We start from the raw sequence: 13,055 nt of genomic DNA, 5'->3' as shown, positions 1-13,055 counted from the left end.
CGGCTGGTTTAGGACTGCAAGCGGCCTGCGGCTGCTTTGCAGTCGCAAGCATAGCATTTTGACATCAAAATGCGCTTGTTAAGGGGTAAACCCCTTAATATCCCCACTTCAACAGGAAAGGAGCCTCTATGAAACGCAACAATGTCAAGCAGATCACCGTTCGCCTGACCGCTGATGAATACGCCCATGTCAAACAGCTATCCAAGGACAGCGGCTTGAAAATGGAACCTGCGATTCGGCGGCTTATCATGGGCGTGAACCTGCGTCCCCGTCCGCCTGATGAACTGCCGGAGCTGCTGCGTCAGCTTTCCGGCATCGGTACGAACATCAACCAAATCGCTAAAGTTGCCAATGCCTCCGGCTATGTCCGCAAGGAGGACATTCAAAACATCATGGAAATGCAAGCGGCATTGTGGAGGGCGGTGAAGCGGGGGTAGTGGCTGTCACCAAAGTTTTTGCCATTCGCGTCCGGTTAGATGACCGTGTACGCTACATCACCGATGGAGAGAAAACCTCGCTGGCGTCCAGCATCACCTATATTTCCAATCCCGAAAAGACAGAGCAATTCTTTTTCACTTCTGCGTTGAATTGCAGCAGCGTGGACACCGCTCTTTCTGAAATGATGGAAACCAAACAGCAGTTTGGCAAAATGGGCGGCGTCCTCGGCTATCACTTTATCCAGTCCTTTCAGCCGGGGGAGGTCACACCAGAGCAGGCACACGCTGTCGGGCTGGAATTTGCCAAGCGGTTGTTTGGAAAACGGTATGAGGTCGTTATCAGCACCCATTTGAATAAGCACCACCTGCATAATCATCTGGTGGTCAATTCTGTGTCCTGTATAGACGGACAGAAATACCATTCCAGCCCGGAGAGCTACTACAACGATGTGCGCGGTACCTCAGACGCACTGTGCCGGGAGAATGACCTATCCGTCATTGCCCCGCAGGGCAAGGGCAAGCATTACGCCGAGTGGAAGGCGGAGCAGGGCGGCAAGCCCACCGTGCGCGGCATCATCCGCGCCGACATTGACACGATCATTGGGCAAGCCTACACCTACGATTCCTTTCTCATGCTCCTGCGACGAAACGGCTACGAGGTGCGGCGCAACCCCAATCGGAAATACACAACGGTTAAGCCACCCGGCGCAAAGCGGGCGATCCGTCTGGACAGTTTGGGCAAGGGCTACACCGAAGCGGATATTCTGCTGCGGCTCTCCCGCCAACGGCACGGCGGCATGACCCCGCCGACCGTCACCCATGCCGTCAAGCGTTACCGAATAAAGGGCAAGCTGGCCACCGTCCGAAAAAAGAAAATCATCGGCTTTCACGCCCTATATCTCCGCTACCTCTACCTGCTGCGGGGAAACAGGCGGAAAAAGCTACCGCCCAAGCTGCCCTTCTCCGTCAAGCGGGAGGTCATTCATTTGGAGCGGTATGAGCAGCAATTCAAATACCTTTTATCAAGCAAAATCACCACGGCAGCAGAGCTGGAGCAGCGTATCCGTGTGCTGGAGTGGGACATTCGCTTGTTGGAGGAGCAGAGAAAACCACTTTATCAGGAAAGGAGGAACACCAGCGATGAAGAAGCACAGGCCAAGTACAGCACGGAGATCCAACAGCAGACTGCCGCCCTGCGTGAAAAGCGCGGGGAGCTGCGTCTGTGCCGCAGGATACAGGCAGACATTCCGAGGGTATCCCAGCAGTGCCAGCAGGCGCAGGCTGAACGGCAGAAAAATCTAAAGAACAAGGAGGAACACGAACATGAGTACCAGTGGCGAAACCGCTGACCTGATGGTGCGTGAGGGCATCCAGATCACCGAGAGTGCCCTTAAGCTGGCAGGGCTGGGGGCGAAAAATCTTGCCGCCTTGCTGATTGCCCTTGCCAACGACAATCAGAAGCTCGCTGGCAAGACCAACCTCAAGCGCCTGATCCACGACGGCGAGGAGCTGACGATCTTTTCCGTCAAGCAGGAGGACTTGAAGGGCTTTCAGATGGAAGCCAAACGTTACGGTGTCCTGTTTTACCCCATCGTCAATAAGGTGGAAAAAACGGGGACGGTAGAAATTATGGCGAAGGCCAGGGACGCCAAGCAGATCAACCGCATTTTTGAACGCATGGGCTATCCTGCGCCTGTGAAGGAGGATACTGCCGCAAAAAAAGAGAACGCCCGCGCTCCGTCCGAGAGCAACTCGACCGAGCGCGGGACTGGTGCGAGAGCGTCTACGGCACCGGCTATGGGGAAAGCTGACACCCGCCCCTCTGTCCGCAGCCGCCTGATGGCACTGCAAGCCGCGGCAGAACGGGATGGCACGGCCCCTACCAAGGACACCGTGCGGGAAGCCATTCAAAAGGCTATGCCCACGCGGGAATAAATTGATTTCGAAAAGGAGAAACGAACATGGCAAAGTTAGACGATTTGATTCAGCAGAAGCAGCAGCGCGACGAGGACTGGAAGGCAAAGAAAACAGCGGAGCGCGAGGAATTGGGACAGCTATCCGATGATGCGGTCATGCGCGTCACCAGTGAACCCGACGCCTATCTGCACTATCTGGACACGCAGGCCATCAACCCGCGATACAGCGCGTCCAATGTGATGCTGGCGATGGCGCAGAACCCGGAGATCACCTACATCAACAGCCTGGAGGTGTGGAACCGGCTGGGGCGCAGCGTCAACCGTGACGAGAACGGCATGAAGATCCGCGTGTCGGATACCTACGTGAAGGACGGAAGGGAGTATCACGGCTATAAGATCGGGCGTGTGTTCGATATTTCCCAGACCCACGGCAAGGCCGGTGTTCCGGCGCTGAGCCTGAAAGACAATACACCGGAAATGGACGCCGCCCTGCGCCGATTGCTGGACAGCTCCCCCGTTCCCGTGGTCACCAGCAGCACCATGTATCAGGACGCCGTTTATGATCCTAAGACGCAGAGCATTACGGTATCCAGCCGCCTGATCGACAGCAAGATCTTTGCGGCGCTCTCCCGTGAGATCGTCCACGCCGGTATCCATGACCACGGACGCTATCCCTACTATACCCGCGAGGACTGCGCCATGGACGCCGAGAGCGTCAGCTATATGCTCTGCCGCAATTTCGGCGTGGAGACCCCGCAGCCCGATGTGAGCCGTGTGGGGCAGGTGTTTGACGGTATGGAGGTGCAGGATCGCCGCGGCGTGGTGGACAGCCTGCAAAAGTATTTCCGCAAGCTGCAAAATGACATTCAGCGTGAGATCTCTCCGCAGGAGCGCAAGCAACCGGAGCAGAATCGGCCCGTTCGCTGAGGAAGGAGGACGAAGCGTGAAAAAGAAAGTTGCATTTGCTCTCTGCGCGGCGCTGATGCTGTGCAGCATGAGCGTCGCGGTGCTGGCCGCAGAACCCATGACAGAAGCCGATACGGTATCCACGATGATTTCTGCCGCAGATACGCTCCCCAGCATTTCCGCCTATCCTGCCGAGGTCAGAGCCAGCGAGGAAAACGGTGTGTACCGATTAGAAAAGGTCTACTACCTGACCGCAAAGGACGATCCCGCTACGATCCCCACCGCTGACTTTGAGCGCGAGGGTCGCACCTATACGCTCCTTGATTTGCTGAAAAATGACCAGACAGAAACTGACACGCGGGAACATATCGAAGTGGTCACGCTGGAGAGCAAGACCAAGGACATGGCGGAAATTCTGAAAATGCTGGAGTCGAAGCTGGAGGTCAAGACCGAGGACGGCTATGAGGGTGTCCTGTCCCTTGACCACACCACCATTCAGGTGGAGGCAGCGGGCTATGGGACCAGCAGCCGCACGGTGACGGCGGAGCGCACCTATCCCAACCTCTCAGACGCGGATGTGTCCCTTGTTCCTAAGTCCGTGAACGAAAATGGCCGCACTCTGACGCTTGCCGATGTGAGCTGGCAGGAGGCAGCTGTCGATCCCACGGACGGCTATGACATTCCCATTCGCTATACCGCCGTGGCAAGCTACACCGGCACCGCCACCAGCAAATACGCCATCGGCTACACCGTCACGGCAGACTATAAGGGTGATGTCACCCGCACAAGCTGTGATACGGTGATCTATACCGCTGTCTTTTCCAGCGTCGGTGCTGCGGCATCGGCAAAGAGCGGCGTTGATTTTAACTGGCTGTGGCTGCTGATCCCCGTGGGTGCTGCGGCGCTGGGCGGCTGCGGCTACGCCGGTTACAAAGGCTACAAGCACTACATCAATAAGAAAAGAGGGTACGCCGCATGAAAAAATATCTGACCACGCTGCTGGCCGCCTGCTGCATGCTGGCGGCTTTTTCCATGCCTGCATCGGCATTGGAATATCACTTTGACGGCCCGGACGCAGGACTGTTCGGACGCCCCACCTGTGACGATACCATTTATGTCACTGCGGCTGAATCCGTCAATACGAACCGCAGCAAGGACGCCGCCTACATCCCGCCTGCTTTTGGCTCGCCTACCTCTTATACGCTGAATGCCGGGGAGCTGCTGACGCCAAACCTTGTGGGCGGCTCGCCCACGGGAACGGTCAGCGGCACAGGCGGTGTGACCGTCCTGCCGCCTACGACTTCGGGCAGTAGCAGCGGAAATGCCGGCTCCTACACGCCGGTAAAGTACACCGCGGTCACGAAATACCTCTATTACAGCGGCGGCTACCTCGGTACACTGAAAATCCCCACCCTCGGTCTGTCTGTCAAGGTGTATCAGGGGACGGACGCGGACGCACTCCGCAAGGGCGCGGGTCATTTTGCCAACACTTCCATTTGGGAGGGCAATGTGGCTATCGCGGGCCACAATCGCGGCGTCAATAACCACTTCGGAAAGATCCACACCCTTGACATTGGGGACACCATCAAGCTGACCACCCAGCTCGGCACACGCAGCTATGAGGTGTACTCCGTCAGTAAAATCGGCGTGGATGATACCAGCGTCCTGAGCGACAGCACAGAGAACATCATCACCCTTGTCACCTGCGTGATGAATCAGCCGGATTACCGCTGGTGTGTGCAGGCTCGACAGAAGTAGTATTGATGTGAATAATTCCGACAAGAAAAAAGTTATTCACATTGATATTAAAAACTTTACTTGACGCAAAGGGGGTGATATAATGGCTGACAAAGGTGGTGACAGAATCATGGAGTTAAAAAACAGATCGCAGTACCTTGATAAGCTCATTTCCGTTCAGGATATGGAGATCATCAAGGTCGTGACCGGAATCCGGCGCTGCGGCAAATCCAGCCTGCTGAAATTGATGATGGCGCATCTGCGGGAACAGGGCGTCATGGAGGAACAGATCCTCTCAATGAACTTTGAGTCCATGCAGTTTGCAGACATGGACAGCAAGCGGCTGTATCAGTATGTGATGGAACGAGCCCTCAAGGGTAAGCGGCTTTACCTGTTTTTAGACGAGGTGCAGAAGGTTCGGGACTGGCAGGATGCCGTGAATTCCTTCCGTGTGGATCTGGATTGCGACATTTATGTGACCGGCTCCAATGCCTACCTGCTGTCCTCCGAACTGTCCACGTATCTGTCCGGGCGCTATGTGGAGATCAAGATGCTGCCGCTGTCCTTCCGTGAGTTTTTGGACTTCCACGGCTATTTGCTGGAGGAGTACAAAGCCCCCAACGGCACTATGAAACAGCGCGCCAAGGGAAAAGACGGCGAAGCGTATGAGCTGCGCGACCTGTTTGAAGCCTACGCACAGTTTGGCGGTATGCCCGCACTGGCCGAGGCGGAGCTGGATCAGGAGCGCGCCAATATGCTGCTGGATGGCATTTATTCCGCTGTGGTCGTGCGGGACATTCTGGAGCGCGGCAAACGGAAAGAACAGCGGGCCGTCACCGACGCGCTGCTGCTTCGCAAGATTATTCTGTTTCTGGCTGACAACATCGGCAACAACACCTCGGCTGCGTCCATCGGGCGCACCCTTGTCAGCGAGGGCCTGTTGGACGATGGCAGAAAGACCAAGCCTGCGGTGCAGACTATCTCCGCCTATATCGACGCACTGTTGGAGTCCTATATCTTTTATGAGGTCAAGCGGTTTGACATCAAGGGAAAGGACTACCTGCGGACGTTGGGCAAATACTATATCGTCGATCCCGGCCTCCGCACCTACCTGTTAGGAAACCGGGGCGGCGATGTGGGACACATTCTGGAAAACATCGTTTATTTTGAACTGCTGCGGCGTGGTTATGAGGTGGCCATCGGCAAGGTTGGTGAAAAGGAGATCGACTTCATCGCAACAAAGATGAATGAGAAAAAGTATATCCAAGTCACTGACAACATGAACGCCCCCGAAACCCGCGCACGGGAGCTTGCGCCGCTGCAAGCTGTGCAGGACAATTACGAGAAGATCGTGATTGCCATGGACTGCGACCTTATCAGCGACGTGGACGGTATCAAAATCGTAAAGGCGCTGGACTTCCTGCTCAGCGAAGTGTAACTAAAAATCCGCTCTGAAAAATCAGGGCGGATTTTTTGACACACGGCGGTATCCGCGATACCATGAAGCCATCAAAGGATATGGAGGTACACACCATGAAGCGAGGAAGTTTTGCAGCCGGTTTTCTTACCTGCCTGCTGTTGGCTGGCGTCACTACCACGGCGTATGCTGCCGGGATCATGGCCGAGCGCAGTACCCATCGCGTATTTGTCGATGGACGGGAAGTACAGATGGAAGCCTATGTCATCAACGGCAACAACTATGTGAAGCTGCGGGACATTGGCGAACAGGTCGGTTTCAATGTTTATTGGGACAGCGTTAACGGCTGTGTGCAGGTGGAAAGCGGAAAGCCCTACACCGGAACCGCACCCCAGCAGACTGCCGCAGCACCCACAGACGGTTCCCGGTATGTTCCCAAGGTGGGTGATGTGATCCGCTGCGACGATGGCACGGACTACACTATTAAAGATGTGTCCCGCTGGAACAACAACGCCTTTTCCAGCGCACCGCTGGGAGAACTGCCTGCCGCCACCTGTGACTGGAGCAAGCTGCCCCAACCGGAAATGCCGAGAGCGGAGGCGCGTCACTTCACCAGCGGCGGGCAGGACTACCTATTCCAGCGCAATCTCTACGAAACATGCCGGATGCTCTATACCTTGTATAATGCCATCGGGGGCAACCCGGAAACATGGCAGAACGGCCAGCCGGTGAAATTCCCCAGCGGAAATGACAAGGTGAAGATCAACCTGACCATTCCCACAGATGTCACGCCGCAGAGCTTTTGGCCGTGGCGCTCGGAGCAGATCACAGGGCTATTCAATTCCTGCCCGCCGGGGACTTACTCTATGGAGGCATGGAATGTCTACAAAAACGGCGTGTTTCAATACACTGAGTACAGCATCTATGTGAGCTGACAACTTCATATCTCAACGCGCGGGCGGTATGCAAAAGCATACCGCCTTTTCTGTTTCCCAAAATCAATAAAAGGAGAAAATGCACATGAAAAAACGATTGGTTTCCATGCTCCTTGCACTGGTAATGGTGCTGGGGATGCTCCCGGCCACGGCCCTTGCCGCCAGCAGTGAGGAGGAAGCCCTGGGCGAAGTCAATATCTACAACGGAGAACAGAAGCTCTCCTATCTCTCCATCAATGGCCGCATCCGTGAGCTGATCTATACCTATTTTAATTATGTGGACAGCAACGGCAGGACAAAGGAGATCCCCGCGTACTGCGTCAACCCCAACACCAAGGGCGTCCCGCAGACTGTTGGCCCCGGCGAGAGTATCAAATACATCGCCAAGGAAAAGGGCAGCGATCCAAAGGTCATGGGTATCATCGCCAACGGCTATCCTACCCGCGGCTTATCGGAACTGAAGCTGGAGAACAAGTACCACGCCTACTATGCGACCAAGATGGCGCTGTGGTGCTACCTGCTCCCCAACTGGAACATCAACAACCTGAAGGTCAATCCCAATCTCACAGGAAAAGAGCTTCAGCGGGCACAGGCCATCCTTGCCGCAGCCAAGGACATCTATGTGCGCGGTACGGCATGGAACAAGGTCTACTCGCCCCGCGTTACCGCTACCCCTGACCGGGACACCGCCTATGCCGTCACGGTGGACGGGCAGCAGTACAAGCAGCAGGTGTTTACAATTCACTCTGACACATGGGTGTGCAATTACGCCATCCGCGTGGCCTTCTCTGATCCCGCCTCCGTCCCCGCAGGAGCGCGCATTGTGGACATGAACAACAAGGATATTACCACCATCACCACCTCCGGCACCGGGGATGGCTACGGCGGTAAATTCAAGGTGCTGTACCCTGCCGCTGAGGTGGCGGGCAAGACCGGCAGCGTCCAGCTTTCTTTTACCACTGATGTTTATAAGTATGCTGTGTTTTATGCTGTGTGCGCGGAGCAGAACAAATACGGCCAGCTCCAGAACTATATGTGCGATACCGATCCTACCGTCACCATGCGCCTGTCCGCATACAGCAATTTCAGCGACGGGGAAAAGCCCGAAGAGCCCGACACCGGTCTGAAGCTCATCAAGCTGGAAAAGGGTACGGATACCCCTCTCAGCGGCGCTATTTTTGAGGTGGTCGATCCCGACGGAGCCACCGTCGGCACCTTCGCCACCGGCTCGGACGGCACCGTGACCATCCCTCTGACGCTGGCGGGCAACTACACCGTGTATGAGCGTGTAGCGCCTTTGGATCACCTACTCAGTGATACGCCCGCACAGAATATCAAGGTTGAGTATGGCAAGGTGGCGGAGCTGACCTGCTGGAACGAGTCTTACGGAACGCTTCGCATCGAGAAGCTGTCCGACACCGGGGCGCACCTGCCCGGTGCCATGGTGCAGATCAAGCACATCGAGAGCGGCGTGACCTACACCGCTGAAACCAATTTTGCGGGCTATGCCATCTTTGACAACATCAAGCCCGGTGCTTACGAGATCAAGGAGATCACCGCGCCCACCGGCTGGCTGAAGGACGACGCCACCTATACGGCTTCCGTGGCCACCGGCGAAACGACGACCTTTTCTCTCGTGAACAAGGAACTGCCCGGTCTGCGGATCATCAAGTATGACCGCAAGAACATGGTGGCAATGGCCAATGTCACCTTTGAAATTTTCCAAGACAGCGTTTCTCTCGGCAAATTCCGCACGGACGAGTTCGGTGAAATTCTGCTGACCAATGCTGCCCCCGGCACCTACCGTGCCGTGGAGGTGGATACCGGTAGCGATGGGCATATCCTCGACACTACGCCGCAGGAGGTGGAGCTGTCTGCCGGCGACGGCATCAAGGAGCTGCTGTTCTTCAATGATGTGAAGCCCGGTATGCGGCTCATCAAGGTAGACAGCACCGATCCCAGCAAGGTGATCCCCAACGCAGTTTTTGAAATTAAGTCCGTGGCTGGTGACTACGGCCCCAAGGAATTTACCACCGACCAGAACGGCGAGATCGACCTTTCCAAGCTGCCCACTGGCGCGTATGTGGTGACGGAAAAAGCCTGTGAGGGCTATATCATCGACCAGGCCCAGCGTATCATCCAGCTTGACGCCAATGAGGACGCACAGTTCGTATTCACCAATACCATCAAGCCCTCGTTGCAGATCATTAAGACCAGCGCAGACGGTAGCCGCCTGAAAAATGTACATTTCCGTATCGCCAAGATCGAAGACGGAACACATTATCTTGACCGCACCACCAATGAACAGGGTGAGATTCTGATTGCCGATTTGGAGCCCGGCGTGTACTCCGTGCGGGAAACTGCCACGGATTCCTCTCACATTCTCGACCTGCGGGAGTATCACATGGAGCTGTTCGCAGGCCGAACCAGCACTCTGACCATCGAAAACCAGAAGCGCCCCAACCTGACTGTCTACAAGCACGACGCCGATACCGGCGAGCCGATTGCGGACACTGTGTTTGAAGTCCGCGCCGCAGATGGTCACAGCGTTGATCAGATCAAAACGGACAGTGAGGGCAAGGCGGAGCTGAAGAATCTGCTCCCCGGCGTGTACGAAATTACGGAGAAGTCCGTGCCGTCGCCGTATCTGCTGGACGCGCCCTCTCAGCTTGCCACCCTCTACCCTAACCGCGACCACACCGTTTATTTTGAAAACCATCAGAAGCCCGCACTGACCGTCAAAAAGGTAGACAGCGTGACCGGCGATCCCTTGCCGGGCGCGAAATTCCATGTTACCTACGCCAGCAACAATACCGGCAGCGGCGAGATCAATGACCTTGGCACCTACTACACCGGCGAGAATGGCCAGTTCCGGCTCACCGGTTTGCGGGACGGCTGGTACAAGGTAACGGAGCAGGAGCCGCCCACGGGGTACGCCATCAAGGAGGCCACGCAGGAGGTCTACATCAAGTCCGGCACCGGTAAAGTGCTGACCTTTGAAAACATTCCGCTTTCTGCCCTCGTCGTGTGGAAGTACGACAGCGTGACGGGTGCAGCGGTGCAGGGCGCTGTGTTTCAGGTGAAGTATCTGACCGGCACCTCCGGCACAGGCGGTACGGTTATCGGCACCTACAAGACCTCGGCCAACGGCAGCTTTACCGTGACGGGGCTGAAAGAAGGCACTTATATCGTCGAAGAACTCTCCAGCGACAGCGGCCATGTGATCGACTCCGCACCGCAGACGGCCTATATCAGCGGCAAGCAACAGGATGTGGTGCAGCTCTATTTTGGAAATTCTCCCAAGGGCAGCCTGCTGGTGAAGAAGATCGACAGCGCGACCCATAAGCCCCTTTCCAATGTGGAATTTATGGTGACGACCGCAGACGGAACGGTGGTGGGCGATGCCAACGGCAAATATGTGACGGACAGCGCAGGTACTTTCACGATTACGGACATCACTCCCGGCACGACGCTGGTAGTAAAGGAAACCCGCGCAAGGGACGGCTATCTGCTGGACGACGCCCCGCAGACCGCAACCATCAAGGCAGGCCAGACCGTGACGCTGGAGTTCCGCAATCAGCCGCAGGGCTCCCTTATTATCAATAAGCTGTCCAGCGCGGATAAGAAAACGCCGCTGGAGGGTGTGCTGTTCCAAATCACCTATTCCGACGGCAGCTTCGTGGATAACGGCGCACTTTCCAGCAAGGGCTTGTACCGAACGGACAAAAACGGCCAGATCATTCTCAGCGGCATCACCGGAACGGTGGTTGTGACCGAGGTGGAAACCATCAAGGGGTATCGCATTGACGATGCCTCCCGCAGTCAGACCATCGAGGTCCGCGCCAACGATACGCAGCAGCTTTGGTTCTATAACGCCCCTACCTCCCGAATCCTGCTCCACAAGGTGGACAAGGCCACCGGCAAGGGGATTTACGGCGCAGTGTTCCTGCTTTACGACAGCAATCACAATCCCATCGGGGAGTCTGTGACCGATCAGGACGGCTACATCTACGCCGACGAGGGACTGGCCGATGGCCGCTATTATCTGCGTGAGATCAAAGCGGCCACCGGATATGTGCTGGACCCGGAACTGAAAACCATCTATGTCCGCTACGGCTCCACCACAGAAATCGAGTGGAGCAATACCGCGGAGTGCGGCCAGATCCAGATCATCAAGAAATCCGCAGACGATAACGCCACCAATGGCCTGCCTGCCGGGACGCTGCTGGAGGGTGCGGTATTTGAAATCTATGACAAAGCTGGCAATGTGGTGGACACCATCAAATCGGACCGCAACGGACGTGCCGTTTCCAAAACGCTGCCGTTGTCCCGCTATACGGTCCGTGAGATCAAAGCGCCCGCAAATTACTCCATCAATCCCACAGTGATGACCGCCTATCTGGAATTCAACAGACAGATCGTCACCTTTGAAGTGCAGAATACCAGCGTTTCCACCGGCGTATCCATTAAGAAAACCGGCCCTGTGCAGGCTGTCCCCGGTCAGCCGATTCGCTACGTGTTCTCACAGATCAAGAACAGCTCCAACGTTGCCCTCGACTCCTTCTATTGGCGCGATCAGCTTCCCGCGCAGGTGACGCTGAGCAAAATCGTCACCGGTAGCTACAATCAGCCGCTTTCCTACAAGGTGGTCTATAAGACCAACCTCTCCGGGGACTACCGCACTTTGGCGGATAATCTCTCCACCAGCAAGGTTTATGTATTGGACGCCCGCCCCGCTGTCCTCGGCCTTGCCGCCAATGAGCGCGTCACCGAAGTCATGTTCGTATTCGGAAATGTAAAGGCGGGCTTTGCACAGGTAGAAACGCCTTATATCTACGCCGCCGCCCGCAGCGGTCTTGCCAACAACTCCGGCATTGTGAATGTGGCGGATGTGGGTGGCCTTTACAACGGGAAGTGGATTCAGGCAGTGTCCCGCTGGCTCACCACCGTCTACACCAAAACAACGGTGAAGCTGCCCAAGACGGGGTACTAAGCCTTGCGGCAGAATGACTTTCGCAGCGCCGCCCCTGTGTGGGCGGCGCTTTCCCCGTTGGTTCTCTGGCTGGCGGCAATCGCCGCCTATGCCTACGAGGACGGTATGAACCTCTTTCAATGGATGGGGCGTTTCAGCCAAGTGCTGGAGCGCCCCTTTGCCATTGGCTGGACGCCCTACACACTGAAATGTATGCTGGGGAGCCTGCTGCTCTACGGCTGTGGCGTCGCACTTTACTACTCCAGCCGGGAGAACCGACGACCGGGCGAGGAATACGGCAGCGCTAAATGGGGCAATCCCAAGGAACTGAACCGGAAGTATATGGATCACCAGCATAAGGACGCCAACATTATTTTGACCCAGCGCATCCGGTTGGGTATGGACGGCTACATCACCCAGCGCAACATGAATGTTCTGGTGGTGGGCGGCTCCGGCTCCGGCAAGACCCGTTTTTTCTGCAAACCCAATATTTACAGTGCGAATTGCTCCTATCTTATCACAGATCCCAAGGGGGAGCTGCTGCGTGCGGCAGGCGCTTTGCTGGCAGCGCAGGGCTATGAAGTCCGGGTGTTCAACCTGATCGACCCCAGCCAGTCCGACGGATACAACCCCTTTTCCTACATTCACAGCGAAAAAGATGTGCTGACCCTCATTGATAACCTCATCAAAAATACCACGCCCCGCAACGCCTCCAGCAACGACCCTTTCTGGGAG

General features: G+C 56.1%; 10 protein-coding genes. All 10 read left to right on the top strand.

Going from position 1 to position 13,055, the window contains the following annotated elements:
- Positions 1-128: 128 nt before the first annotated feature.
- A complete protein-coding gene (locus tag ACQRD3_RS07620; protein WP_427780769.1) occupies positions 129-437 on the top strand; it encodes a MobC family plasmid mobilization relaxosome protein in 309 nt (102 codons plus the stop codon).
- Positions 413-1,786 (top strand): relaxase/mobilization nuclease domain-containing protein, encoded by a 1,374-nt coding sequence (locus ACQRD3_RS07615; RefSeq protein ID WP_427780767.1) that lies wholly within the window; start codon positions 413-415, stop codon positions 1,784-1,786. Before ACQRD3_RS07620 ends, ACQRD3_RS07615 begins: the two co-directional genes overlap by 25 nt.
- Positions 1,761-2,372, top strand: a complete 612-nt coding sequence (locus ACQRD3_RS07610) for a PcfB family protein (protein ID WP_427780765.1) — start codon at positions 1,761-1,763, stop codon at positions 2,370-2,372. The genes ACQRD3_RS07615 and ACQRD3_RS07610 overlap by 26 nt, the downstream gene beginning before the upstream one ends.
- Positions 2,373-2,398: 26 nt before the next feature.
- Complete coding sequence (locus ACQRD3_RS07605) at positions 2,399-3,280, top strand: hypothetical protein (RefSeq protein WP_302642797.1); 882 nt, start codon at positions 2,399-2,401, stop codon at positions 3,278-3,280.
- A gap of 16 nt (positions 3,281-3,296) precedes the next feature.
- Positions 3,297-4,238: a hypothetical protein gene (locus ACQRD3_RS07600; protein ID WP_427780763.1), complete on the top strand. Its 942-nt coding sequence runs from the start codon at positions 3,297-3,299 to the stop codon at positions 4,236-4,238.
- Entirely contained in the window at positions 4,235-5,017 is a 783-nt protein-coding gene (locus tag ACQRD3_RS07595) for a class D sortase (protein WP_427780761.1), read from the top strand. The genes ACQRD3_RS07600 and ACQRD3_RS07595 overlap by 4 nt, the downstream gene beginning before the upstream one ends.
- 109 nt (positions 5,018-5,126) lie before the next feature.
- The gene (locus tag ACQRD3_RS07590; protein ID WP_427780759.1) at positions 5,127-6,434 is read left to right on the top strand and encodes an ATP-binding protein; all 1,308 of its coding nucleotides are present in this window, start codon (positions 5,127-5,129) and stop codon (positions 6,432-6,434) included.
- Positions 6,435-6,529: 95 nt separating this feature from the next.
- Positions 6,530-7,348: a stalk domain-containing protein gene (locus ACQRD3_RS07585; protein WP_427780757.1), complete on the top strand. Its 819-nt coding sequence runs from the start codon at positions 6,530-6,532 to the stop codon at positions 7,346-7,348.
- Between the two features lie 85 nt (positions 7,349-7,433).
- Entirely contained in the window at positions 7,434-12,341 is a 4,908-nt protein-coding gene (locus ACQRD3_RS07580) for a SpaA isopeptide-forming pilin-related protein (protein WP_427780756.1), read from the top strand.
- Between the two features lie 3 nt (positions 12,342-12,344).
- Positions 12,345-13,055: type IV secretory system conjugative DNA transfer family protein (locus ACQRD3_RS07575; RefSeq protein ID WP_427780754.1), on the top strand; the 711-nt coding region annotated here is incomplete at its 3' end.

The sequence above is a fragment of the Candidatus Pseudoscillospira sp. SGI.172 genome (assembly GCF_050313575.1).
In the GTDB taxonomy this organism is placed as follows: domain Bacteria; phylum Bacillota; class Clostridia; order Oscillospirales; family Oscillospiraceae; genus Vermiculatibacterium.
Note: the sequence above shows the minus strand (reverse complement) of the source record. Positions and strands in the feature narration are given on the sequence as shown.